Source organism: Streptomyces sp. NPDC058741, from assembly GCF_042746715.1.
Taxonomy (GTDB): Bacteria; Actinomycetota; Actinomycetes; order Streptomycetales; family Streptomycetaceae; genus Streptomyces.
This window is the reverse complement of record NZ_JBHYQH010000026.1, coordinates 1-23,993: the sequence shown is the minus strand read 5'-3', so window position 1 is coordinate 23,993 and position 23,993 is coordinate 1. Positions and strand designations below refer to the sequence as shown.

Here is a 23,993-nt window from a genome sequence, read left to right as displayed (position 1 = left end):
CGCCCCCTGCTCCGCGGGGGACCCGTCTCGGCTGTCCGGTGTCCGGGCCCCGGCGCGCGGGCCGTCAGCCGGCCGTGCCGGATATCCGCAGCAGCATTCCGGTGAACTGCTCCCGTTCGGTCGCCGACAGCGGCGCGAGCAGCTCGTCGTTGGCGGCGCGTGCCGCCTTCTCGCAGCGCTCGAGCAGCCGGGTCCCCGGCGTGGTGAGGGACACCGCGTTCTTGCGGCGGTCCCTCGGGTCGGGTTCGCGCACGACCAGGCCCGCCGCCTGCAGGTCGTCGAGGGGACGCGGTCGGCGGCGCGCTGCTCACCCCCGCCCTGCACGCGCTCGTCCCCGGGGGACGGCTGGTGGCGTACGGCTCGGGCGGCGGCACCGTCCAGGCGTACGACCTGCTGGTGGGCGCGAAATCGGTGATCGGCTTCCAGGTGGCCCGGGTCGCCCGGTGCAGGCCGGAGCTGTACGAGCAGTGGCGCACGGAGCTGTGGCGGCTGTTCGCGGCCGGGGAGCTCAGGCCCGTGGTGCACGGGGAGTTCGCCCTGGAGGACGCGGCGAAGGCACACGGGGAGATCGAGGCGCGGTCCAACCTGGGCAAGGTCGTCCTGATCCCCTGACGCGGGTCCTTGTGAGGGTCCTGAGAGCCAAGTACCGTCTGTGGCCCGCACCTGGGACATGGGATGTCCGGTTGTCACGATGACGTCATGACGACCGCTCCCCGGGTCTCCGTTCCCATGCCCGGCGCTCCAGCCGACAGACGCATGAAGGGCAGGTCGCACCATGCCGTCAAGTCTTCGCGCACGTCTGAGATCCCCCCTGACAGCCGTACTCACCGCCGCCGCCCTCCTCACGCCGCTCGCCCCGGCCCATGCCCGACCCGCCACCGCCTTACCGGAGTTCGAGCAGCAGGTCCTCTTCAAGGCCTCCCGGGACCCGGGTTACGCCTGCTTCCGGATCCCGGCGATCGTGCGCACCGCCTCCGGCACGCTGCTCGCCTTCGCCGAGGGACGGGTCCTCAACTGCGGTGACGCCGCGGACATCGACATCGTTCTCAAGCGCTCCACCGACGGCGGCCGTACCTGGGGACCGCTCCAGGTCGTCACCGAGGGCGCGGGCGACACCCACGGCAACCCGGCGCCCCTCGTGGACGCGAGCACCGGCCGGATCCTGCTGGCGCAGACGTACAACACGGGCCGTACGGACGCCGGCAACTGCACCGTTCCCTGCGACCGCACGCCCCATCTGCAGCACAGCGACGACGACGGCCGGACCTGGTCGCCGCCGCGCGACCTGAGCGGCGAGATCCTCCCCGGACACTGGAACTCCTGGTACGCCACCGGGCCCGTGCACGGCATCCAGCTCACCCGCGGCGAGCACGCCGGGCGCCTGGTGTTCGGCGTCAACACCGAGACCTGGGACGGCAGCCGGGTCTCCGCCAACCACGCGGCGCTCATCGTCAGCGACGACGGCGGCGACCACTGGCGGATCGGCGCCACGGACTCCTGGCCGACAGCGCAGGACGGCACCTTCCGGCAGAAGCCCTCCGAGGTGACGCTCACCGAACGGGCCGACGGGGCCGTCCTGGTCAGCGGCCGCGAACAGGACGGCACCGACCTCGGCCACCGCTCGCAGACCCTCAGCCTGGACGGCGGTGACAGTTTCGCCACGCCGTTCCGGGCCCTGCCGGACCTCTACACCCCGCAGGTGCAGGGCGCGACCCTGCGGCTGGGCGACCGGATGCTGCTGTCCGCCCCGGCCGACCCCGACCGCCGCCGCACCATGATGGTCCGCTCCTCCTACGACGGCGGGCGCACCTGGGAGAGCGTGGACCGGGGCACGGTCGTCACCGAGGACTGGTCCGGCTACTCCGACATGACCGCCGTCGGCTCCTCGACGGTGGGCCTGCTGTACGAGGGCGGCGCGGTCGACGCCCGGGACGAGATCCGGTTCGCCCGCTTCACCGAGGACTGGCTCGCGCCCCGCCGGGGCCGCGACCCGACCACCCGGGACGCCGCGGCCGCCGGGCCCGCGGCCGTGCTCGGCGGCGCGGCACGCACGGCCGGTGTGCGCGGCGGCGCACTGTCCTTCGACGGCGCAGACGACGCCGTACGCCTGCCGTTCCGGCAGCGACTCACCCTCGGCGAGGGCGACTTCACGGCGTCACTGTTCTTCCGCTACACGGCCACGACCGGCGAGCAGCCGTTCCTGTGGATGGGCGGCATCGGCAGCGGCCAGCCGCAGATCTGGCTGCGCGGCGAGCCGGGGAGCGACCGGGTGCGCGGGCTCGTCACCACCCGCTCGGGCGCGACGGCCGTCCGGTCGGCCTCGGTGTCGGCCGGGGGCGCCCACAACGACGGCCGCTGGCACCACCTGGCCCTGCGCCGCGGCGGCGGACAGCTGACGCTCCTCCTCGACGGCACGGCCGTCGCCGCCCCGGACGTGCCGGGGTCGGTCAGCCGCAACTCCCCGTTCGGCGTGCACATCGGGCAGCGCATGGACAGCCGCGCGTTCCTCACGGGCGCGATCGACGAGGTCCGGGTGTGGAACCGGGCCCTGACCGACCGTGAGCTGGCCTCCGGCGCCTCGGGCGCGGCCTACCGGGGCACCGTGCTGTGGCTGCCCATGGACCGGGTGAGCGGCAGCGACTAACGTCACGGCACGTGCCCGACGACGCGCAGGCAGCACGAGCACGACAGCGCACCGGAACCGGGATCGGCCTGCTGCTGGTCCTGGTCCTGGGGGCCGCGCTGCTCATCGGCCTCCCGGGCGGCGAGGGCCCGGACGACGCCGGCGCCTGCCCGGCGGTCACGGTCGGCACGTGGAAGGCCGACGAGGAGCTCACCGCCGAGTTCGCCCGCTACGGCGACGACGCCACCCGCACCGACGACTGGACCGGCGGCGACGGCACCCACTCGGTGCGGCTGCCGGACGGCCGGGTGCTGTGGCTGTTCTCGGACAGCTATCTGGGCCGGGTGCACGGCCCGCCCAACCCGGCCGGCGAGCCGCACGCCTGGCGGGACGCCACCGCGCCGCTGGTGCGCAACTCGGCCGTGCTGATGCGCGACGGCCGGCTGGAGTCCACCCTGCCCGCCCCGCTCTTCCCGGACCCGGCGCCGAACCGGTGGCGCTGGCCGGTCGCCGCCCGCGTCGAACCCCGCTCCCCCGGCTCGGCGGAGCAGGTCGTCCGGGTGCTGCTGTGGGTGCGCGAGGCCGGCCCGTCCCCGTGGATCTACGGCGTGCCCACCGCCACCGAGGTCGCCACGCTCTCCCTGCCCGGCCTGCGCCTGGAGTCGGTCGTCGCCGTGCTCGACCAGCAGCGGGCCCCGGACCCCTCCCGGCGCGTGCTGTTCGGCACCACGCTCGTCGAGGAGGGCGGCTGGACGTACGTCTTCGGCGCCGACGACAGACAGGCGGTCTCCCGGCCCGCCTCGCACGCCCATGTGGCGCGCGTGCCCGAGGGCGGGCTCGCGGACCCTGCTGCCTGGCAGTACTGGAGCGGCTCGGCGTGGGTGCCCGGCGCCCGCCCCCGGCCGGTGCTCGGGGACGGGCGGCGCGCGGGCGTGGGCAGCGCCTTCTCGGTCGTCCGGCAGGGCGGGACGTACGTCCTGTTCACCATGGCCACGGGAACGAAGGGCCTGACCACCGTGGCGTCCTACTGGTCCTGCGCCCCGGAAGGGCCCTGGCACGGCCCGGCGCAGGCGTTCAGCCCCGCGCTGCCGTGGGACGGGGTGGCCGCCTACAACCCGCAGGCGCACCCGGTGCTGAGCGGCGGCGATCGGCTCGTGCTCAGCCACGACGTCAACTGGCTGGAGACGACGACCGCCGCCGACAGGCTCAGCCGGAACGTGTCCCTGTACCGACCGCGCTTCGTGTCGCTGCGGCTGACTCCCCGGCGCTGACCTCCTCGGTGCGGGGGTCGCGCGAGCGCCGCCCGGCGATGACCGCGCACACCATCAGCTGCATCTGATGGAAGAGCATCAGCGGCAGCACGGCCAGCGACGCCTGCGCGCCGAACAGGACGCTCGCCATGGGCAGTCCGGCGGCCAGGGACTTCTTCGAACCGGCGAACTGCAGGGTGATCCGGTCCTCCCGGACGAAGCCCAGCGCCTTGCCCCCGTACCAGGTCAGCAGCAGCATCACGGTGAGGATCAGCGCCTCGACCACGAGCAGGCCGCCCAGCCGCAGGGCGCTGACCTGGTGCCAGATGCCCTTGACCATGCCCTGGCTGAAGGCGGTGTAGACGACGAGCAGGATCGAACCGCGGTCCACCAGCCCGAGGACCTTCTTGTGCCGCGTGACGAAGCCGCCCTCCCGTCGCCCACCACCACCCTGCCCGACGCGCTTCGCGCGGCCCCTTCTGACTCCGCAACGCCGCAGCACCTGCCCGGCGAGGAACGGCACGAGCAGCTGCAGCACGATCTTCAGCACGGAGTCGGCCGAGAAGCCGCCGCCGCTGCCGCCGAGCAGCGAGGCCGCGAGCAGCGGGGTGGCGACGATGCCGACGAGGGAGGAGAAGGAGCCCGCGCAGATCGCGGCGGGCACGTTGCCGCGGGCGATCGAGGTGAAGGCGATCGAGGACTGCACCGTCGACGGGACGAGGGTGAGGAACAGCAGCCCCTGGTAGAGCGGGTCGGTGAGGATCACCGGCACCAGTCCGCGGGCCGCGAGGCCGAGGAGCGGGAAGACGACGAAGGTGGCGGCCAGGACCGCGACGTGCAGGCGCCAGTGGCGCAGCCCGTCCAGCGCCTCACGGGTGGACAGCCGGGCCCCGTACAGGAAGAACAGCACGGCGATCGCCGCCGTGGAGGCGCCGGACGCGACATCGGCCGCCGTCCCGCGCGCCGGGAGGAGGGCGGCGAGCCCCACGGTCGCGAGCAGCAGGAGGACGTACGGGTCGATCGGCATCCGGCGCGGCCGGCGCAGGCGTTTCACGGGGCTCCACGGGCTCGGTTCTGTCAGGTGCTCCGGGGCCGGGACGGCCCCCTTCCATCGTGATCCCCCGGTCGGCGATCGGGAATCCCGCACACCGCTCTGACTGCTATCACGAAACGCGATAGCCTCGGGGTGTGTACGAGCCCTCCCATCTGCGGACGTTCCTGTCGGTGGCGCAGACCCTGAGCTTCACCCGGGCCGCGCGACGGCTCGGGCTGCGGCAGTCCACGGTCAGCCAGCACGTGCGGCGGCTGGAGGACGCCACCGGACGGACGCTGTTCAGCCGTGACACGCACTCGGTGGAGCTGACGGAGGACGGCGAGGCCATGCTCGGTTTCGCGCGCCGGATCCTGGAGGTGCACGAGCAGGCGGCGGCGTTCTTCACGGGCACCCGGCTGCGCGGCCGGCTGCGCTTCGGCGCCTCGGAGGACTTCGTGCTGACCCGGCTGCCGGAGATCCTGGAGGGCTTCCGGCACGAGCACCCGGAGGTCGACCTGGAGCTGACGGTGGAGCTGTCGGGCACGCTGCACGAGCAGCTGGCCGCCGGGAAGCTGGACCTGATCCTGGCCAAGCGGCGCCCCGAGGACCCCCAGGGCGAGCTCGTCCGGCACGACCGGCTGGTGTGGATCGGCGCCGAACGCCTCCGGCTCGACCCGGACCGCCCGGTGCCGCTGATCGTCTACCCACCGCCGGGCATCACCCGCGCGCTCGCCCTTCAGGCCCTGGAGCGGCAGGGCCGCGAGTGGCGCGTGGTGTGCACGAGCGGCAGCCTCAACGGCCTCGTCGCGGCGGCCCGGGCGGGGCTCGGGGTGATGGCCCACTCCCGCGGCCTCGTACCGCCCGGGCTGGTCCGGGTCCCGGACCGTGCAGGGCTGCCGGAGCTGGGGCAGGTGGACTTCGTGGTGGTGCACGGCCGGCGCGGCCCCTCCGCGCAGGGCGCGGCGGACGCCCTGGCGGCGGCGCTCCTCTCCGGCGGGGACCGGCTGCGCGGCGGTCCGCGCAAGGGGCCGTGACAAGGGGCCGTGACCGCGGGAGTGACGGATTCTGTCGCCGCTGCGCTGGGACAAGAGAGCCTGCTCAGGCCATCTCCGGCCGTCGCCCGGAGTCGTACAGATTCGGTGGAGATTTACGGCACCGAAACTCGCTCAACCGTCAGGAATGTGTCCGACCCTTCCCCATGTGAGCGCATTTTCCCTCGCTGACCAGGGCGGACGAGAGCGCTGCTCACCTTCGGTCCCCCTCCCGGACCCCCGCCGGGTGGGGTAGCTTTCACGGCGCTGTGCGGAAGGTCACTCAACCGAAGCGCTGAGGAGCGGGGAGCGGGGTTTGCGCGAGTTCACCAACCCTCCGTCGGCGTCGGCACCTGCGGTGGGCGGTCTGGCCGATGTGGTCTTCCAGTATGCCGAGGAAGATCCGTTGCGTATCGCGCTGGGCCGCAAGGACGACTCCGGCCGGTGGCGGGACGTCACGGCCGCCGAGTTCCGCGACGAGGTGCTCGCCCTGGCCAAGGGGCTGCTGGCCGGCGGTGTCCGGTTCGGGGACCGGGTCGCGATCATGTCGCGGACCCGCTACGAGTGGACGCTGTTCGACTACGCGCTGTGGACGATCGGCGCCCAGGTCGTGCCGGTCTACCCCACCTCCTCGGCCGAACAGTGCTTCTGGATGCTCTACGACGCCGAGGTGTCGGCCGCGATCGTGGAGCACGAGGACCACGCGATGACGATCGCCACCGTCATCGACCGGCTGCCGCAGCTGCGCCGCCTGTGGCAGCTGGACTCCGGCGCCGTGCACGAGCTCTACGACGCCGGCGCGCACCTCGACGACGAGGTGGTGCACCGCCACCGGCAGGCCGTCACACCCGACTCGATCGCCACGGTCATCTACACCTCGGGCACCACCGGCCGCCCCAAGGGCTGCGTCCTGTCGCACGGCAACTTCATGTACGAGGCGGACACCGTCATCGAGCGCTGGGAGCCGGTGTTCCACTCCAAGCGCGGTGACGAGGCCGCGACCCTGCTGTTCCTGCCGCTCGCCCATGTCTTCGGGCGCATGGTCCAGGTCGCCGGGATCCGCGGCAAGGTGAAGCTCGGGCACCAGCCGCAGCTGAACACGGCGGCCCTGCTGCCGGACCTGGCCGCGTTCAGGCCGACCTTCTTCGTGGCGGTGCCGTACGTCTTCGAGAAGGTGTTCAACGCGGCCCGCCGCGAGGCCGAGAAGGAGGGCCGCTCCGGCCCGTTCGAGAAGGCCGTGGACGTCGCCATCAAGTACGCGGACGCGCTGGAGGCGAAGGCATGGGGCATCGGGCCCGGCCCCAGCGCCGGTCTGCGCATACAGCACCGGCTGTTCGACCAGCTCGTCCACTCCAAGATCAGGTCGGCGATGGGCGGCCGGATCCGCCACGCCATGTCCGGCGGCTCGGCGATGGACCGGCGGCTCGGACTGTTCTTCGCCGGCGCGGGCGTGCACATCTACGAGGGCTACGGTCTGACCGAGTGCACGGCCGCCGCCACCGCCAACCCGCCCGGCCGCACCCGCTTCGGCACGGTCGGGCAGCCCATCCCGGGCGTGACCGTGCACATCGCGGACGACGGCGAGATCTGGCTGCACGGCGAGAACGTCTTCCAGGGCTACCTCAACAACCCCAAGGCCACCGACGAGACCCTGCACGACGGCTGGCTGGCCACGGGCGACCTGGGCTCGCTCGACGAGGACGGCTTCCTGACCATCACCGGCCGCAAGAAGGAGATCCTGGTCACCTCGGGCGGCAAGAGCGTCTCCCCCGGTGCGCTGGAGGAACGCGTCCGCGACCACCCGCTGGTCAACCAGTGCATCGTCGTCGGCAACGACCGCCCCTACATCGCCGCGCTGGTGACCCTCGACCAGGAGGCCGTGGAGCACTGGCTGACGATGCGGAACAAGCCGCGGATGTCCCCCGCGGAGCTGGTGCGCGACGCGGATCTGGAGGCGGAGGTGCGGCGCGCGGTGGTCGCCGCCAACACGCTCGTCTCGCGGACCGAGTCGATCCGCACCTTCCGCATCCTCGCCCAGCCCTTCACCGAGGAGCACGGGCTGCTGACGCCGTCGCTCAAGCTGAAACGCAAAGCGATCGAAAGAGCGTACGAGAACGAGGTCGAGGCGCTGTACCGGGCGTGACGTCGCCCCGTCGGGGCAGGTGAGGGGGGTCGAGTCCTCCCGTCAGGAATGCATCACCCCGCGTGATCGTTGACGATGGCAGCACATCTGACCACTTACCGAAGGATCGAGAGCTCGTGAGCAAGGTCCCCACGATCAAGCTGAACAACGGCGTCGAGATGCCCCAGCTGGGCTTCGGCGTCTGGCAGGTGCCGGACGACGAGGCCGAGACGGCCGTCGCGACGGCGCTTCAGGCCGGGTACCGCAGCATCGACACAGCGGCGATCTACGGCAACGAGGAGGGCACCGGCAAGGCCATCGCCGCGTCCGGTCTGCCCCGTGAGGAGCTCTTCGTCACCACGAAGCTCTGGAACTCCGACCAGGGCTACGACTCCACGCTGCGCGCCTTCGACACGTCGCTGGGCAAGCTCGGCCTGGACCACGTCGACCTGTACCTGATCCACTGGCCCACGCCGGAGCGCGGTCTGTACGTCGACACCTACAAGGCGTTCGAGAAGCTGCACGCCGACGGCCGGATCCGGGCCATCGGCGTGTCGAACTTCCTCCCCGAGCACCTGGAGAAGCTGATCGCCGAGACGTCGGTCGTCCCCGCGGTCAACCAGATCGAGCTGCACCCGCACCTGCAGCAGCAGGCCTCCCGCGAGTACCACGCGGAGCGGGGCATCGCGACGGAGGCCTGGTCGCCGCTTGGCCAGGGCAAGGGCCTGCTCGAGGTCCCGGCGATCGTGGCCATCGCCCGCAAGCACCACCGCAGCCCGGCCCAGGTCGTGCTGCGCTGGCACGTCCAGCTGGGCAACGTGGTGATCCCGAAGTCCGTGACGCCCTCCCGGATCAAGGAGAACATCGAGGTGTTCGACTTCGAGCTGGACACCGAGGACCTGGCGGCGATCAGCGCCCTGAACGAGGACCGCCGCCTGGGCTTCGACCCGGCGGAGTTCAACGGGGCCTGACCCCCGCGGCGGCGCCCCGGTCCCGGACACGCCCCGCGGGGGCGGGACCCGGGCGCCGTCGTATCCGGCGTCCGGCGCGGTCGGTCGGTCGGTCGGTCGGTCGGGAGGTCGTTCACCCGGCCCTGACCGCCGTGTGGACGGTGTGGGCCTCCAGGACGAACACGTCCGGACGGTGGTGCAGGCCGGCCTCGTCGTCGGGGTCGAGGAGCCGGTCGACGGTCGCGAGGTCCTCGGCGTCGAGCCCCTCGGTGAGCCTGTCGCGCATGTGGGTCAGCGAGGCCACGACGTACGCCCGTGCCCGGTCGGAGGCCGGCGCCGGGAGGTCGAGCAGGAAGCTGTGCGTCCTCGTGTGCTTCAGGCCCGTCGCGCTCAGCAGGGCCGGCCAGTCCTCCGTCACGGCGACGTGACCGGGCAGGTCGGTGCGCATCCGGGTGAACCACTCCGCCTGCACCGCGTCGATCCGCGCCTGGAGCCCGGGCCGGCCGATGCCGATGTCGCGCGGCAGGAACCGCGCGGGCAGACCGCCCTCCATCAGGGCGAGCGTGCCGCCGGGTGCCAGCCGGGCGGCGAAGGCGGCGAGCGCGGCCCGCTGGTCACCGAGGTGGTGCAGGCTGCGGCTCGCCCAGAGCAGATCGGCCGGGTAGTCCAACTCCTCCAGCACAGAAGGCAGTTCGCCCGCCAGCGTGCCGAAGCGGTCGGCGACCCCCTGCCGCTCGGCCCGCGCCCGGGCGCGTTCCAGCAGCGGCTCGGAGCCGTCCACGGCCACGATGCGCGCCCCCGGGAACGTCTCCGCGAACAGGCCGGACACCACGCCCGGCCCGCTGCCCGCGTCGACGATCAAGCCCGGCTCGGTCACCTCCTTCGCCAGCCAGCCCAGGAGCTGCTCGTACAGCGGCGTGAACAGTTCCGCCTGGGACTCCAGCAGCGGTCCCATCTCGGCCCAGTCCAGGTCCGTGTGGTCGGGGTGGTGGCCGTGCCCCGGCCGGTGCGTGTGCGGGTGCTCTTCCTGGTGCGCCATGATGGTCAGCCTCTCGCTCGGATGCGGTCAGCGTGCGCCGACGCACCGCGAAAGGGCAACCGCTGTTGCCGCTCCCGCACATGCCCCGCGCACGGATCCGCCGGGGCGCGAAGCCCCGGCGGACCCGTGGGGGCGGGACGTTCAGCCGGTCACGACAGCGGCGGGTACGCGTTCTGCATCAGCTGCCGGAACTGGGCCGAGAACCAGTGCCCGGACACCGGCGCGTCCGGCAGGGCACCGGACTTGTTGTTGTTGTTGCGCGGGTTGCCCGTGTAGGTCGGGTCGCACATGCGGTCGAAGCCCTTGCCCTCGTCGTTGTCGATGGCCTTGCTCGACCCGTCGGACTCACCCGGCGGCTTCATCCAGACGTAGGCGTCGATCCCGGCGGCCGGGTTGGCCCGCGGGCGTTCCCCGAGGCCGGCTCCGGCCTGGTTGCACCAGTTGCCGGTGTTCAGACGGCGGTCGAGGCGGCCGCCGTCGACATAGGCGTCGACGGAGGTCTGCGGACCGGGACCGGCGGGCCGGGCGGTGCCGCCCCAGCCGTTGCGGGAGGTGTCGATCAGCATGCCGATGCCGGACGGGAAGCCGACCGAGACCAGCTGGTTGCGGAAGGCCTGGGCGAAGGACAGCTCGTCGGTGTAGCGGTTCCAGCCCACCCACTTGGACTCGCGGACGGACTTGCCGGCGACGTTGTCGGTGATGGAGAAGTTCACCTCCTTCAGCGCGCTGTAGTTGGCCGTGTTGGTGATGAAACCGTGGACGTCGTTGACGGTCGCGCCCTCGGCGGTCGCCGCCTGCTTGAACAGGGTCGCGGAGGGGCCGAAGTTGTCGTCCCAGCCGATCCAGCCGTGGTGGCCGGCGTCGACGTAGTTGTAGACGTTCGGCACGTCGCCGAGCTTGTTCAGCGCGTAGCCGACGCCCTTGACGTAGTTGCCGTTGGCCTTCATCACGTCGCACTGCGGGGTGGCCGTCGGACGGCTGCCGGTGTTGGTGACGAGGTTGGGCAGCGAGTCGATCTCGACCGTGGTGACGATCCGCAGCGAGGCGTACTTCGGGTCGGCGAGGATCGCCTTGATGGGGTCGATGTACTCGGTCTTGTAGCGGCCGATCTCGGCGTCCTTCAGCTCACCGTTGGAGGCGAGGGCGGCGCAGTCGCGGCCGGGCAGGTTGTAGATGACGAACTGGACGACGAGTTCGCCGGAGCCCTTCTGGCGCAGCGCCTCGTCGAGGTGGTCGCGCAGGCCCATCGTGCCGCCGGCGCCGTTGATCGCGGCGATCCGGTCCAGCCAGACGCCGGTGGGCTGGTTGGCGACCCGGCTGCCGCCCGGCTCGGCGGCGGCGTTCGCGGACCACTCGGGGTTCACGTACACCTTGGCGCCCTGGTAGGGGTTGTTCACCCGGTTGCCGGGGCCGCCCGGGTCCGGCGGCGGGTCCGTGGGTCCTCCCGAACCACCGTCGTCGACGTTGCAGGTCACGCCGTCGAGCGTGAAGGTGGCGGGGATCGCGTTGCTGCCGCTGTAGCTGCCCTGGAATCCGAAGCTGACCGAACCGCCGGTGGCCAGCTGGGCGTTGTAGCTCTCGTTCGCGGCGGTGACGGTGGCACCGCTCTGGCTGAGCTTGGCGTTCCAGCCGCTGGTGACCTTCTGGTTTCCGGCGTAGGACCACTTCAGCGACCAGGAGGACTTGGCGGCGCTGTTGTTGGTGAGGGTCACGGCGGCGGTGAAGCCGGTGCCCCACTGGTTCTGGATCTTGTAGTCCACGGTGCAGGGGACGGCGGCGGTGCCGACCCCGCCGGGGGCGACGGCGAACGCGGTGCCGGTCCCGCCGGCGACCAGGGCCATGGCGGCGAGTAACGCTGTTCTCGTACGGCTCATGAGTGCGTGTTTCCCTTTCGGTGATGTGGGGTGTCAGCCGTTTGGGGGACGCTCCGGCAAGGACGGGGGAACCCGCCGCCGGCGTTCGCGCAGCCGGGGGCGGCCGCGTCGGCGGCTCCAAGTACTGAACGCGAGAGGTGTTGCATGAGCGAGTCCTTGCAGGTCGGGTCCGTCGTGACGGAGGCGTCGACTGATGGAATCGCTCCCACTGGTGTCAAGGAAGGTAGCGCCAAGCGCCGGCGAAGAACAGGGGAGCAGCCGACTTTCGCTCCACAGAGGCGTCGAAGTTTTTCGACTCTCCGCGCCTCTTGACCGAGACCTGACACGACAGCACGATGGGAGCGCTCCCACTGGTTCAAGCCTTGACATCTCCGAGCCGCAAGGAGGAACCAGCACCATGCATCCCCCACCCCGGAGACGCGGGGTGGGGCGGCGCCTGTGGACCGCCGCCCTCGCCGCGCTCGCGCTTCCGTTGGCGATGCTCTCCTCAGGGTCGACTCCCGCTCGGGCGGCGGCACTCCAGTGCAGCGTCGACTACAAGACGAACGACTGGGGCTCCGGCTTCACGGTGGACCTGACCCTCACCAACCGCGGCACGGAAGCCATCGACGGCTGGACGCTGACCTACACCTACTCCGGCAACCAGAAGCTGGGGAGCGGCTGGAACGGCACCTGGTCGCAGTCCGGCCGGAACATCACCGTGAAGAACGCCGCCCACAACGCGCGCGTCGCCCCGAACGCGGCCGCCTCCACCGGCGCCCAGTTCACCTACAGCGGCACCAACACCGCGCCGACCTCCTTCTCCGTCAACGGCACCCCCTGCACGGGCGCCCACCAGCCGCCGATCGCCGTGCTGACCAGCCCGGCCGCCGGCGCCGTCTACACCCAGGGCCAGGCGGTCCCGCTGGCGGCCACCGCGGCCGCCGCGGACAACGCGACGATCAGCAAGGTGGAGTTCTACGACGACACCGAACTGCTCGGCACGGACACCAGCGCCCCCTACGCGCTCTCGGTCCCCGACCTGGCCGCGGGCAGTCACTCGCTGGTGGCCAAGGCCTACGACAGCCTGGGCGCCTCCGCCGACTCCACGCCGGTCGGCATCACCGTCACCGCCGGTCCGACCGTCGTCGCCGCACCGCTGCAACTGGGCGTGCAGTCGGGCAAGTCCGGCACGTACGAGGTGAAGCTGTCCAAGCAGCCCTCGGCCAACGTGACGGTCACCTCGGCCCGCGCGAGCGGCGACACCGGCCTGTCGGTCACGGGCGGGGCCTCGCTCACCTTCACCCCGCGGAACTGGAACGCCGCGCAGAAGGTGACCGTGACGGCGGACGGCTCCGGCACCGGCTCGGCCGTGTTCGAGTCGACGGCCGCGGGCCACGCCAAGGCGTCGGTGACGGTGACGCAGCTGGCCGCGGCCAAGGCCTACGAGGCCCGCTTCCTCGAGCTGTACGGGAAGATCACCAACCCGGCCAACGGCTACTTCTCCCCCGAGGGCATCCCCTACCACTCGGTCGAGACACTGATCGTCGAGGCGCCCGACCACGGCCATGAGACCACCTCCGAGGCGTACAGCTACCTGCTGTGGCTGCAGGCCATGTACGGCAAGGTGACCGGCGACTGGTCCACGTTCAACGGCGCGTGGGACCTCATGGAGAAGTACATGATCCCCACGCACGCCGACCAGCCGACCAACTCCTTCTACAACGCCTCCAAGCCGGCGACCTACGCGCCCGAGCTGGACACGCCCGGCGAGTACCCGGCCAGGCTCGACACCGGGGTCCCGGCCGGCCCGGACCCGATCGCGGCCGAGCTGAAGAGCGCCTACGGCACGGACGACGTCTACGGCATGCACTGGCTGCAGGACGTCGACAACGTCTACGGGTTCGGCGACGCGCCCGGCACGTGCGAGGCGGGGCCCTCGGACACCGGCCCGTCGTACATCAACACCTTCCAGCGCGGTGCGCAGGAGTCGGTGTGGGAGACCGTGCCGCAGCCGACCTGCGACGCCTTCAAGTACGGCGGAAAGAACGGCTACCTGGACCTGTTCACCGGTGACGCCTCCTACGCCAGGCAGTGGAAGTTCACCAACGCGCCGGACGCCGACGCCCGTGCCGTGCAGGCCGCCTACTGGGCGGACCTGTGGGCCAAGGAGCAGGGCAAGGGCCCGGACGTCTCCGCGACGGTCGCCAAGGCGGCCAGGATGGGCGACTACCTGCGCTACTCCATGTTCGACAAGTACTTCAAGAAGGTCGGCAACTGCGTCGGTCCCACCACCTGCCCGGCGGGCACCGGCAAGGACGCCTCGCACTACCTGATGTCCTGGTATTACGCCTGGGGCGGCGCCACGGACACCAGCGCGGGCTGGGCCTGGCGCATCGGCTCCAGCCACGCCCACGGCGGCTACCAGAACCCGCTGGCCGCCCACGCGCTCGCCAACTACGCCCCGCTGAAGCCGAAGTCGGCGACGGGCGCGGCCGACTGGGCCAAGTCCCTCGAGCGGCAGCTGGAGTTCTACCGCTGGCTGCAGTCCGACGAGGGCGCGATCGCGGGCGGCGCGACCAACAGCTGGGCGGGCCGCTACGCGACGCCGCCGGCCGGGAAGTCGACGTTCTACGGCATGTACTACGACGAGAAGCCCGTGTACCACGACCCGCCGTCCAACCAGTGGTTCGGCTTCCAGGCGTGGTCCATGGAGCGGGTCGCCGAGCTGTACCAGCAGACGGGGAACGCCAAGGCCAGGACGGTCCTCGACAAGTGGGTCGACTGGGCGCTGTCCGAGACCACGTTCAACCCGGACGGCACCTTCCGGATTCCGTCGACGCTGCAGTGGTCGGGCCAGCCCGACACCTGGAACGGCGCCGGTCCCGGCTCCAACGGCTCCCTGCACGTCACCGTCGCCGACTACACCAACGACGTGGGGGTGGCGGCCGCGTACGCCAAGACACTGACGTACTACGCCGACCGCTCGGGTGACACCGAGGCCGCGGCGGCCGCGAAGAAGCTGCTGGACGGCATGTGGGACAACCACCAGGACGCTCTCGGGATCGCGGTCCCGGAGAACCGGGCCGACTACAACCGGTTCGACGACCCGGTGACCCTCCCCGGCGGCTGGACGGGCACGATGCCGAACGGCGACGCGATCAACTCGTCGTCGACGTTCGACTCGATCCGCTCCTTCTACGAGGACGACCCCGCCTGGTCGAAGATCGAGAGCTATCTCGCGGGCGGCGCGGTGCCGTCCTTCACGTACCACCGGTTCTGGGCCCAGGCGGACATCGCCCTGGCCATGGGCTCGTACGCGGAGCTTCTCGAATAGCCCCCGCCGGGCGCTCCGCGACAGGCGCGTCCGAAGCCCCGCGTACGCGGCCCCGCACCTGACGCGGGGCCACCCCGGCCGGGCGGTTCCACCCGCACGGGAGCCGCCCGGCCCTCGCACGTTCGCCCTGGTAGGGAACGAACACGCAACCGGCCGCGTCCACCCTGGCCGGCCGGACCCGCACCGCGGGGTGTGCGGCGGGCGTGGGGTGCGGGCCGGGCCCGCACCCCACGCCCGGGTGCGGACGGTCCCGTAGCGCTCCGCCGGTTCGGCCGCGGTGAGGGCGATCCTCTCGCGCAGTTCGGGTGGTTCGAGCACCTGGACGCCGGTGCCGAGGCGCAGGAACCCGCCGTGGGCGTGATCGACGTCCTTCAGCGAGAATCTGCTCACCGTACCGCCGTCCGTCGAGAACGCCGGGCGGCACGTCCAGCGCTACCACGTCACCGCCGACCCGGCGGGCATCGAGCCCGAGGTGGAGAAGGCGGCCCACGCGATCCTGCCGGAGCTGCTGACGGAGGCGGACGGCACTCCCCCCGGCGGCCTTCGTCGTCCTGCACCGCGGCGGCGACGACGGCGCCTACCTGAACGCCTGCAGCTGGGTGTGGGACACCGTCCTGCACTTCCGGGGCGTCTCGGCCGGCCAGCCCGTGCTGGGCTGCCCGGACCGCGACCCGGCCCACTTCATCGTTCCCGATCTGCCGTGGATCGGCTCTGTCTGGGAGCTGCCGCCGATCCTGCACGACGGGGACGCCTGGGTGCGGCACCTGCTCAGGCCCGAAGTGCCGGATCCGGACGGCTGCTTGGCGGACTCCCTGCCCGAGGGGAGCACCGGGGACCGCGCCTGAGCGGCCGGACGCGCGCGGGAGGTCACCCAGGCTTCCGGAACGCCCGCAGGGTGAACTCCGGGTCGGGACGGGGGCGGTCCTGGTCCGGGAGCCGGGTCAGGCGGGTGGCGAAGTCGTCGGCCAGCGGATCGCCGGGGGGCAGGGTGACGAACCAGCCCCGGCGCAGGTCGGCGATCGTGCGGCGGGGACTGCGGCCCTGTCCGTGCCCCCGGAAGCGGGCCCGCCCGGCCGGGGCCAGTCCGTGGGCGGCGGCATGGGCCTCGACGTCCGCCGCCGCGTCCCGGACCGGGCTGGGCGGGCGTGACGACAGCACGACATCGATGTCGCTGCCCACGTTGTGGGAGGCGGCCTTGTCGACCGTCGTGACGTACACCCCGCCGGGCCGCAGCACCCGGGCGCACTCGCCGACGACGGCCCGCACCTCGGCGGGCCCGGCGGCCAGGTGCAGCAGCCAGACGCTGGTGACGGCGTCGAACTCGCCGTCCCGGAAGGGCAGCCTGCGGCTGTCGGCGAGCACCACGGCACCGGGCAGCCGGGCGGCGGCCTGCCGGGCCATGGCGGGCGCGAGGTCGGCCCCGGTCACCCGCATGCCCCCGCGGGCGGCCGCGAGCCGCCGGGTCACGATGCCGGTGCCGCAGGCGACGTCGAGCAGACTGCGGGCGGTGTCCGGTACGAGGCTCAGCACCGCCTCCGCGGCGGCCGTCGCCCTGGGCTCGCCGCCGCGCGAGGCGTCGTAGCGCTCCGCTTCCTTGTCGTAGTCGAGCACCCGGTCAGTCTGCACCGTGGCCGGGTGCCAGGTCCTCCACCCTGCGGGCGAGCTCGAAGTCCTTCCCGGTGACGGCGCCGCCCGCGCTGTGGGTGTGCACGGACAGGGCGACCGTGTGGTAGCCGAGGGTGAGGTCGGAGTGGTGGTCCAGTTCGTCCTGCACCTGGGCGATGTGGACGACCATCACCGCCGCGGCGATGTGCGAGCCGAGCCGGTAGGTGCGGGTGAGGCGGTCCCCGTCGAGCGCCCAGCCGGGCAGCTCGGCCAGCCGGTCCCCGATCTCCTTCTGCGACAGCGGTGCGACGGGCATGAGCTGCGCTCCTTCCCTTGCGCCGGTACGTTCCCGCATGTCCTCCCAGCCTGTCACAGGTGAACGCCGCGGGCCCCGGCGGGAGCCTTGCGCCTGTCCGGTCCGGCCGGTTCTCGACTACGGTCCTGGCATGACCTCTCACCCGTCCACCGCCGGTCAGGGCGTGGGCCCGCTGCTGCGGGCCTGGCGGGAGCAGCGGCGGGTCAGCCAAGCTGGAGCTGGCCCTGCGCGCGGACTCCTCGGCCCGCCACATCAGCTTCGTCGAGACGGTCCGGTCCCGGCCCAGCGAGGAGATGGTGCTGCGGCTGGCCGAGCACCTGGACGTGCCCGTGCGGGAGCGCAACGCGCTGCTGCTGGCGGCCGGTTACGCCCCGCGCTACCCGGAGACGCCGCTGGACGACCCGGCGCTGGGCGCCCTGCGCGAGGGCGTCGAGCGGCTGATCGGCGGCTACGAGCCGTATCCGGCGCTGGTGGTGGACGCGCTGTACGACGTGGTCGCGGCCAACCGCGGGGTCATGGCGCTGGTCGACGGCGTGTCCGAGGCGCTGCTGGAGCCGCCGCCGAACGTGGCCGGCGTGTCAGACTGATCGCCGGGCCGGGAGCGTGGGGAGGCGGGCGTGAGTGAACGGCGGGCCGCGCCCACCGTGGGCCAGGTGGTGCTCGGCAAGCGGCTGCAGGAACTGCGCGAGGCGGCGGGCCTCAGCCGTGACGAGGCCGCCCGGGTGCTGCGCGTGGCCCCGGCGACCGTACGGCGGATGGAGACCGCGGACGTCGCCCTGAAGATCCCCTACGTGCAGATCCTGCTGACCGCGTACGGGGTCGCAGAGGAGGAGGCCGGCGCGTTCGTCGAGCTCGCGGAGGAGGCGAACCGGCCGGGGTGGTGGCAGCGGTTCCACGACGCGCTGCCGGAGTGGTTCAGCCTGTACGTGAGCCTGGAGGGCGCCGCCCGGATCATCCGGTCCTACGAGCCGCACTTCGTGCCCGGGCTGCTGCAGACCGAGGGGTACGCGCGGGCCGTGCTGGAGGCCGGGACCATCGCGAACGCCGGCCCGGAGGCGGTGCAGCGGCACGTGTCGCTGCGCATGGAGCGGCAGCGCCTGCCGGAGCGCGCGAACCCGCCGCACCTGTGGGTGATCATGGACGAGACGGTGCTGGCCCGGCCGGTGAGCGACGACGGCGGGGTGATGCGCGAGCAGCTGGACAAGCTGCTGCGGTTCTCCGCGCGCGACCGCGTGACGCTCCAGGTGGCCGAGTTCCGGGACGGACCGCACCCGGGGACGTACGCGCCGTTCTCACTGTTCCGCTTCGCCGAGCCGGAGCTGCCCGACATGGTCTTCACCGAGTATCTGACCGGCGCCCTGTACCTCGACTCGCGCAAGGAGGTCTCCGCGCATCTGGAGGTCCTGGACCACATGACGGCCCGGTCCGCCTCCGCGCGGCGCACGCAGGAGCTCCTTCGGGAGTACCGCGACCGGTTCTGAGCCGTCCCGGGGGCGGACCGGCCGCGCCGGCCACTGGGCGACCGCCTCGAGCCACCGGCGCCCAGGCCGTCGAGCCGAGCGGCCAGCGTGGCGAGGACGACCGCCTCGGAGCGGATGCTGGGACGCCCTACCGACTGCGGGGATCAGGTCCGTGCCGCTGCTACCTCCCCCTCCCCGGTTGCGTGTGTGCTCACCTGCGCCCCCGCCGGAGCGGTTCCCGCGGTCGCCGCGACTCACTCCTTCGGCGGTTCTCAGCCGCCCTGACCCGTACGGCCCCCGTCGAGGGGTGTGCCCTCCTGCCCGCCCCTAGCGTCGGCTCCACGGGGCTCACGAAGGAGGTCCGATGCCCGGATTCGAGGTGCTGTACCAGGCCGCCGCACTGTGCCTGATGTTCCCCGACGACGACTTCCGCGCCAGGCTGCCGTTGCTGCGCGAAGCCGCCCCGCCGCTACGGGAGTTCGCCGACCACGCGGCGCTCACCCCGCTGGCCGAGCTCGCGGCGCACTACGTCGAGGTCTTCGAGGCGGAGCCGGACCACAGCCTGTACCTCAGCGCCTGGCGCGGGGCGGCACCGGCGCCCTCCGAGGAGCTCTACCGCTCCCACGGCCTGGAGACGACCGGCGAGGAACCGCCGGACTTCCTCCCCGCCGTCCTCGAGTGCGCGGCCCGCACCGGCGACACGGAACTGCTGGCGGAGCACCGCGACGGCCTGGACCGGCTCCGCTCCCGGCTCACCGCCTTCGGCACGCCGTACGCGACCGTCCTGGAGGCGGTGTGCGTGACCCTGCCGCCCGCGGCGCCGGGGCGCCGGGCCCGGCCGTCGTAGGCCCTCGCGGTCCGTGCGGCGGCGCTCGGTCCCCTCAGGCGGCGCCGCCCTTGTCGTCCCGGCGGTCCTTCTCCTCGTCGACGATCTCCGCGTCCACCACGCCGTCCTCGTCGCGCGGGGCGTGGTGCCGCTCCTCCTCGCCGGGAGCCGTCTGCTGGGCCTGGGCGTACATCGCCTGGCCCATCTTCTGGCTGACCGAGGCGAGTTTCTCGACGCCGGCACGGAGGGCGGCGGTGTCCGCCTGCTGCTCCAGCTGCGTCTTCACCTCGGCGAGGGCCGCCTCCACCTCGGACGTCGTGTCGGCCGGGATCCTGTCGGGGTTGTCGCGCAGGAACTTCTCGGTCTGGTAGACGAGTTGCTCGGCCTGGTTGCGGGTCTCCGCGGCCTCGCGGCGCTTGCGGTCCTCCTCCGCGTACTGCTCGGCCTCGCGCATCATGCGGTCGATGTCGCCCTTGGGCAGCGCCGAGCCGCCGGTGACGGTCATCTTCTGCTCGCGGCCGGTCGCCATGTCCTTCGCGGAGACGTGCATGATGCCGTTGGCGTCGATGTCGAACGCCACCTCGATCTGCGGCACTCCGCGCGGCGCCGGCGGCAGGCCCGTCAGGTCGAAGACGCCGAGCTTCTTGTTGTAGGCGGCGATCTCCCGCTCGCCCTGGTAGACCTGGATGCCGACCGAGGGCTGGTTGTCGGCGGCGGTGGTGAAGATCTCCGAACGCCGGGTCGGGATCGTGGTGTTGCGCTCGATGAGCTTGGTCATGATGCCGCCCTTGGTCTCGATGCCCAGGGACAGCGGGGTGACGTCGAGCAGCAGCACGTCCTTGACGTCGCCGCGGATGACGCCCGCCTGGAGCGCGGCGCCGACCGCCACGACCTCGTCGGGGTTGACGCCCTTGTGGGGTTCCTTGCCGGTCAGCTCCTTGACCAGGTCGGTCACCGCGGGCATCCGCGTGGAGCCGCCGACCAGGATCACGTGGTCGATCGCCGACAGCTTCACGCCCGCGTCCTCGACGGCCTGGTGGAAGGGCTTCCTGCAGCGGTCCAGCAGGTCCCGGGTCAGGTCCTGGAACTGGGCCCGGGTCAGCTTCTCGTCGAGGTGCAGCGGCCCTTCGGCGGAGGCGGTGATGTAGGGCAGGTTGATCGTCGTCTCGGTGGAGCTGGACAGCTCGATCTTGGCCTTCTCGGCGCCCTCCCGCAGCCGTTGCAGGGCCATCTTGTCCTTGCCGAGGTCGACGCCGTACTGCCCCTTGAAACGCTTGACCAGGTGCTCGACGATCCGCTGGTCCCAGTCGTCCCCGCCGAGGTGGGTGTCGCCGTTGGTGGCCTTCACCTCGATGACGCCCTCGCCCATCTCCAGCAGCGACACGTCGAAGGTGCCGCCGCCCAGGTCGAAGACGAGGACCGTCTGGTCGTTCTCCTTGTCCAGGCCGTAGGCGAGCGCGGCGGCGGTCGGCTCGTTGATGATCCGCAGGACCTTCAGGCCCGCGATCTCCCCCGCCTCCTTCGTCGCCTGCCGCTGGCTGTCGTCGAAGTACGCCGGGACGGTGACCACCGCGTCGGTGACGTCCTCGCCGAGGTAGGACTCCGCGTCCCGCTTGAGCTTCTGCAGCACCCGCGCGGACAGTTCCTGCGCGCGGTAGCGGGTGCCGTCGATGTCGCCGTGCTCGGGGAAGCGCCAGCCCGCGTCGCCCATGTACCGCTTGACCGAGCGGGCGGTGCGCTCCACGTTCGTCACGGCCTGCCGCTTGGCGACCTCGCCGACCAGCACCTCGCCGTTCTTGGCGAACGCCACGACCGAGGGTGTGGTCCTGGCCCCCTCCGCGTTGGCGATGACGGTGGGCTCGCCGCCCTCCAGCACCGCGACCACCGAGTTCGTGGTTCCGAGGTCGATCCCTACCGCTCGTCCCATCGCTGTCCCCTTCCGCCAGGGCGACGACTCTCCACACACTCCAGCACAAAACTTGAGTGCGCTCTTGTCAATGCCGCGTCGGGGTGAAGGGGCCGCGCAGCGCCACGGCGCGCCGGGGCCGGTCGGTGACGAGCACGTCCACCCGCGGGTGGGCGAGGAAGGCCCGCATGAGGGTGTCCTCGTTGACCGTCCAGACCATGGTGAACAGCCCGTGCCGGCTCGCCGCGCGCAGCACGCTCGTCCTGGCCAGCCGCTGGTGCACGGCCACGCCGTGGGCTCCGCACGCCCGGATGCGGCGGAGCGGGAACAGCTCCCTCAGCCGGGTCCCCGGCAGCGTGTTAAGGGCCACCTCGCTGCGGGCCCGGCCCAGGGACAGCGCGGTGCGCACCCCCGGGTACCTCTGGGTGACGGCGGCGACGGAGCGGTCCTCCAGGGTCGTCACGATCAGGCCGTCCGTGCCGAGCAGGGCGACCGCGCGGTCGATCACCTGCCGCTCGTAGCCGGCCTCCTTCAGGTCCAGGTGGGCCACGAGCCGCCCGGCGATCAGCTCCATGACGTCGTCCACCACGGGCACGGCGTAACCGGCCCGTCCGCTCAGCTCCGCGTGGGTGAGTGCGGACAGCGGCGGGCCGGCGGGGCCGACCCGGGCGTCGTGGTAGACGACGAGGACTCCGTCCGCCGTGCGGCGGATGTCGAACTCGACGTACTCGGCGCCGGAGGCGAGCGCGTCCTCGTACGCCTCCCAGGTGGCGGCCCCGGCGCGCTCGGAGCCGCCGCGGTGGGCGGAGACGGCGGGGCGCGGCGTCATGAGCGCGGACTTCCGGAGGGCGCGCGCGGGGGCGGTACGGGGGTGAAGCCGTCGTCGGCGAAGCCGTCGTCGGGCGCGGGCAGCAGCGAGCCGGAGCGGGTGCGGATCCGCCGGAGCAGGAGCCGGCCGATCAGGACGAGGACGACGAAGGGCAGCCACGCGAGCGCGTACGCCGCTCCGTAGGCGCGCAGGTCGAGGATGGAGCGGTGCTCGTCGACGTCGGTGCCGTTGACGCCGAAGAAGGCCAGCAGCAGGGTCGGCGGCAGCGCGATCAGGGTGGCGGCGGCGACGAGGCCGGAGACGGTGCGGTCGCGGCGCTCGTCGCGCTCGGCGAGTTCGGCGTCGAGCGCGGCGGAACGGGCGCTGATCACCGAGGTCAGGCGCTCGACCATGCGGGCCGAGTTCTCCAGGCTGTCGCGGATGCCGAGCGCGTCGCGCAGCGAGGACTGGAACGCCTCCGTGACCATCTCGGGGATCAGCAGGCTGTCGACGTAGGCCTCGACGCCGAAGGCGAGGTCGAGCTGGAGTTCGTTGACGCCCGCGGACAGGCGCGAGATCAGGGTGCGGATCTCGGTGGGCGAGTCGGTGAGGGCCTGTTCGTTGGCCTTCATCATGGCGAAGGCCGCGAGACGGGTGCGCTGCAGCACCGACAGCGCGGAGATCATGCCGACGGCGACGAGTGCGAGGCCGTTCTCGACGTGCGGGGCCCAGCCTGCCTGGACGGAGACGCCGCGGCCGAGGGCGGACAGGGTGAGGCCGTGGTTCCTGAAGTGCGGTGCGAGGCCGGCGTCATGGGACGTGGCGGGGTTCCCGGGCATCCGGCCGCGGTAGACGATCTCGTTGAGCAGGACGGACCTGCGGGCCTCGTCGGCCCCGAGCAGCTCGTGCTGCAACCGGCCTCCGGGGAAGACGAGCTGGTGCACGTTCTGGCCGAGGGCGAGCGGGCCGCCGCCGAGCCGCGCTGCCAGGGCCTGCGGGAGCGGGCGGTCGTCGAGTTCGATGCCGTCGCGGTCGAAGCAGGTGCCGGCCAGCCAGGCGGCGAGGTCGCCGGCCGTGGTCTCGCCGGCGAAGGCGCAGTCCACGACCAGGGTGGCGTCGCCGCGCGGGGTGGTGACGACGAGGATCCGCACCGAGGCGAGGGCCGGGCCGTGGTCGCCGTGCGGCAGCCGCAGCCGCCGGGGCGCCACCCGCTCGTCGAGCACCGGCACGGGGAGCATGTCCCGGCTGGTGACGAGGTGGGAGGCGAACCGGCCGTAGTCGTAGCGGTCGACGAGGGCGCCGAGGTGGGTGTGCCGGTGGCGCAGCCGTCCGGAGAGACCGAACAACAGCAGCACCCGTGTCCGGTCCCGCCCGCCGGAGTCGAGCACGGTCGCGTTCGCGGACGTTCCGGGCTGCATCGCGTTCCTTTCCGGCCGGTCACTGGTGGGAGAGCGTCTGGTTGATACCCCGGAGGGGGGTGGCGAACCGACGGGGTGCGCGGGGGCGGGCCAGGACTCGTGTGCCGCGGGGGCCTGGCCTGTGCGGGCCGAGGCCCCACACAGGCCCCGCGACCGGTCGACGCCGCCCGCGCGCACGTCGGCGACAAGCCGAAGACACCGCGCCGGCCGCCGCGGAGACGGGCGGGCGGGCGAGCCACCGGGCACGCGGTCCCGGCGGGGCCGCCGCCGTGGCGGGCGGGCCGTCCCGCCGGCCGACGCGCGGGGGGGCGGGGGGGCCCCGGGGGGGCGGGTGGGCTGGGCCGTCTCGGGCACGGGCCGGGCGGGCCCGCCCGGGCCCGCGGCCGACCGGTCCCGCCTCCGTGCCCACCCCCGAG

Annotated in this window: 16 protein-coding genes and 4 pseudogenes; 11 read left to right on the top strand and 9 right to left on the bottom strand. The window is 72.6% G+C overall.

The window, feature by feature from the left end; all coding sequences use genetic code 11:
- Nucleotides 1-64 precede the first annotated feature (64 nt).
- Nucleotides 65-283: pseudogene (locus ACFW6P_RS21020) on the bottom strand (MarR family winged helix-turn-helix transcriptional regulator); the annotation flags it as partial.
- Nucleotides 284-285: 2 nt separating this feature from the next.
- On the opposite strand from ACFW6P_RS21020, the pseudogene ACFW6P_RS21015 reads away from it, so the two are divergent.
- The 3 genes and pseudogenes from ACFW6P_RS21015 to ACFW6P_RS21005 form a co-directional block, all read left to right on the top strand.
- A pseudogene (locus tag ACFW6P_RS21015) lies at nt 286-612 on the top strand (zinc-binding dehydrogenase); the annotation flags it as partial.
- Nucleotides 613-775: 163 nt separating this feature from the next.
- Complete coding sequence (locus tag ACFW6P_RS21010) at nt 776-2,644, top strand: exo-alpha-sialidase (protein WP_386356660.1); 1,869 nt, start codon at nt 776-778, stop codon at nt 2,642-2,644.
- 11 nt (nt 2,645-2,655) lie between these two features.
- Entirely contained in the window at nt 2,656-3,894 is a 1,239-nt protein-coding gene (locus tag ACFW6P_RS21005) for a DUF4185 domain-containing protein (protein ID WP_386356663.1), read from the top strand.
- Here the strand turns inward: ACFW6P_RS21005 and ACFW6P_RS21000 are convergent.
- Nucleotides 3,830-4,900: a bile acid:sodium symporter family protein gene (locus ACFW6P_RS21000; protein WP_386356678.1), complete on the bottom strand. Its 1,071-nt coding sequence runs from the start codon at nt 4,898-4,900 to the stop codon at nt 3,830-3,832. The genes ACFW6P_RS21005 and ACFW6P_RS21000 overlap by 65 nt on opposite strands.
- A gap of 161 nt (nt 4,901-5,061) precedes the next feature.
- On the opposite strand from ACFW6P_RS21000, the gene ACFW6P_RS20995 reads away from it, so the two are divergent.
- From ACFW6P_RS20995 to ACFW6P_RS20985, 3 genes are all read left to right on the top strand, one after another.
- A complete protein-coding gene (locus ACFW6P_RS20995; protein ID WP_386356665.1) occupies nt 5,062-5,940 on the top strand; it encodes a LysR substrate-binding domain-containing protein in 879 nt (292 codons plus the stop codon).
- Between the two features lie 313 nt (nt 5,941-6,253).
- A complete protein-coding gene (locus tag ACFW6P_RS20990; RefSeq protein ID WP_386356667.1) occupies nt 6,254-8,080 on the top strand; it encodes an AMP-dependent synthetase/ligase in 1,827 nt (608 codons plus the stop codon).
- 158 nt (nt 8,081-8,238) lie between these two features.
- Nucleotides 8,239-9,030 carry an aldo/keto reductase gene (locus ACFW6P_RS20985; protein ID WP_386356681.1) on the top strand — a complete coding sequence of 264 codons (792 nt, stop codon included), beginning with the start codon at nt 8,239-8,241 and terminating at the stop codon, nt 9,028-9,030.
- A gap of 112 nt (nt 9,031-9,142) precedes the next feature.
- Here the strand turns inward: ACFW6P_RS20985 and ACFW6P_RS20980 are convergent, their stop codons facing one another.
- On the bottom strand, nt 9,143-10,048 hold the full coding sequence (locus ACFW6P_RS20980) for a class I SAM-dependent methyltransferase (protein WP_386356670.1): 906 nt from the start codon (nt 10,046-10,048) through the stop codon (nt 9,143-9,145).
- 149 nt (nt 10,049-10,197) lie between these two features.
- A complete protein-coding gene (locus ACFW6P_RS20975; protein ID WP_386424351.1) occupies nt 10,198-11,922 on the bottom strand; it encodes a glycoside hydrolase family 6 protein in 1,725 nt (574 codons plus the stop codon).
- Between the two features lie 397 nt (nt 11,923-12,319).
- Here ACFW6P_RS20975 and ACFW6P_RS20970 point away from each other — a divergent pair, with 397 nt between their 5' ends.
- On the top strand, nt 12,320-15,238 hold the full coding sequence (locus ACFW6P_RS20970) for a glycoside hydrolase family 48 protein (protein WP_386424349.1): 2,919 nt from the start codon (nt 12,320-12,322) through the stop codon (nt 15,236-15,238).
- A 382-nt stretch (nt 15,239-15,620) separates the two neighbouring features.
- Nucleotides 15,621-16,083 (top strand): annotated as a pseudogene (locus ACFW6P_RS20965) (hypothetical protein).
- 22 nt (nt 16,084-16,105) lie between these two features.
- On the opposite strand, the gene ACFW6P_RS20960 reads toward ACFW6P_RS20965, so the two are convergent.
- Both ACFW6P_RS20960 and ACFW6P_RS20955 read right to left on the bottom strand, forming a co-directional pair.
- Nucleotides 16,106-16,849 (bottom strand): class I SAM-dependent methyltransferase, encoded by a 744-nt coding sequence (locus tag ACFW6P_RS20960; RefSeq protein ID WP_386359959.1) that lies wholly within the window; start codon nt 16,847-16,849, stop codon nt 16,106-16,108.
- 4 nt (nt 16,850-16,853) lie between these two features.
- Nucleotides 16,854-17,159 carry a 4a-hydroxytetrahydrobiopterin dehydratase gene (locus ACFW6P_RS20955; protein ID WP_386359956.1) on the bottom strand — a complete coding sequence of 102 codons (306 nt, stop codon included), beginning with the start codon at nt 17,157-17,159 and terminating at the stop codon, nt 16,854-16,856.
- Nucleotides 17,160-17,289: 130 nt separating this feature from the next.
- Between ACFW6P_RS20955 and ACFW6P_RS20950 the strand changes: the two are divergent.
- The 3 genes and pseudogenes from ACFW6P_RS20950 to ACFW6P_RS20940 form a co-directional block, all read left to right on the top strand.
- Nucleotides 17,290-17,725: pseudogene (locus ACFW6P_RS20950) on the top strand (helix-turn-helix domain-containing protein); the annotation flags it as partial.
- A gap of 51 nt (nt 17,726-17,776) precedes the next feature.
- Nucleotides 17,777-18,640: a helix-turn-helix domain-containing protein gene (locus ACFW6P_RS20945; protein WP_386359951.1), complete on the top strand. Its 864-nt coding sequence runs from the start codon at nt 17,777-17,779 to the stop codon at nt 18,638-18,640.
- Between the two features lie 343 nt (nt 18,641-18,983).
- The gene (locus ACFW6P_RS20940) at nt 18,984-19,466 is read left to right on the top strand and encodes a nitrate reductase molybdenum cofactor assembly chaperone (RefSeq protein ID WP_386424347.1); all 483 of its coding nucleotides are present in this window, start codon (nt 18,984-18,986) and stop codon (nt 19,464-19,466) included.
- Nucleotides 19,467-19,500: 34 nt separating this feature from the next.
- On the opposite strand, the gene dnaK is transcribed toward ACFW6P_RS20940, so the two are convergent.
- From dnaK to ACFW6P_RS20925, 3 genes are all read right to left on the bottom strand, one after another.
- The gene (gene dnaK, locus ACFW6P_RS20935) at nt 19,501-21,372 is read right to left on the bottom strand and encodes a molecular chaperone DnaK (protein ID WP_386359945.1); all 1,872 of its coding nucleotides are present in this window, start codon (nt 21,370-21,372) and stop codon (nt 19,501-19,503) included.
- 67 nt (nt 21,373-21,439) lie between these two features.
- Complete coding sequence (locus ACFW6P_RS20930; protein WP_386424345.1) at nt 21,440-22,180, bottom strand: glycerophosphodiester phosphodiesterase family protein; 741 nt, start codon at nt 22,178-22,180, stop codon at nt 21,440-21,442.
- Nucleotides 22,177-23,577: a hypothetical protein gene (locus ACFW6P_RS20925; protein ID WP_386424343.1), complete on the bottom strand. Its 1,401-nt coding sequence runs from the start codon at nt 23,575-23,577 to the stop codon at nt 22,177-22,179. Before ACFW6P_RS20925 ends, ACFW6P_RS20930 begins: the two co-directional genes overlap by 4 nt.
- Nucleotides 23,578-23,993: the final 416 nt, after the last annotated feature.

What these genes read in the sequence shown, in the direction of transcription:
- ACFW6P_RS20925 (WP_386424343.1), bottom strand. Translation starts at nt 23,577, where the DNA reads ATGCAGCCCGGAACGTCCGCGAACGCGACCGTGCTCGACTCCGGCGGG.
- dnaK (WP_386359945.1), bottom strand. Translation starts at nt 21,372, where the DNA reads ATGGGACGAGCGGTAGGGATCGACCTCGGAACCACGAACTCGGTGGTC.
- ACFW6P_RS20970 (WP_386424349.1), top strand. Translation starts at nt 12,320, where the DNA reads ATGCATCCCCCACCCCGGAGACGCGGGGTGGGGCGGCGCCTGTGGACC.
- ACFW6P_RS20975 (WP_386424351.1), bottom strand. Translation starts at nt 11,922, where the DNA reads ATGAGCCGTACGAGAACAGCGTTACTCGCCGCCATGGCCCTGGTCGCC.
- ACFW6P_RS20940 (WP_386424347.1), top strand. Translation starts at nt 18,984, where the DNA reads ATGCCCGGATTCGAGGTGCTGTACCAGGCCGCCGCACTGTGCCTGATG.
- ACFW6P_RS20980 (WP_386356670.1), bottom strand. Translation starts at nt 10,048, where the DNA reads ATGGCGCACCAGGAAGAGCACCCGCACACGCACCGGCCGGGGCACGGC.
- ACFW6P_RS20985 (WP_386356681.1), top strand. Translation starts at nt 8,239, where the DNA reads ATGCCCCAGCTGGGCTTCGGCGTCTGGCAGGTGCCGGACGACGAGGCC.
- ACFW6P_RS20955 (WP_386359956.1), bottom strand. Translation starts at nt 17,159, where the DNA reads ATGCCCGTCGCACCGCTGTCGCAGAAGGAGATCGGGGACCGGCTGGCC.
- ACFW6P_RS21000 (WP_386356678.1), bottom strand. Translation starts at nt 4,900, where the DNA reads ATGCCGATCGACCCGTACGTCCTCCTGCTGCTCGCGACCGTGGGGCTC.
- ACFW6P_RS20930 (WP_386424345.1), bottom strand. Translation starts at nt 22,180, where the DNA reads ATGACGCCGCGCCCCGCCGTCTCCGCCCACCGCGGCGGCTCCGAGCGC.
- ACFW6P_RS21010 (WP_386356660.1), top strand. Translation starts at nt 776, where the DNA reads ATGCCGTCAAGTCTTCGCGCACGTCTGAGATCCCCCCTGACAGCCGTA.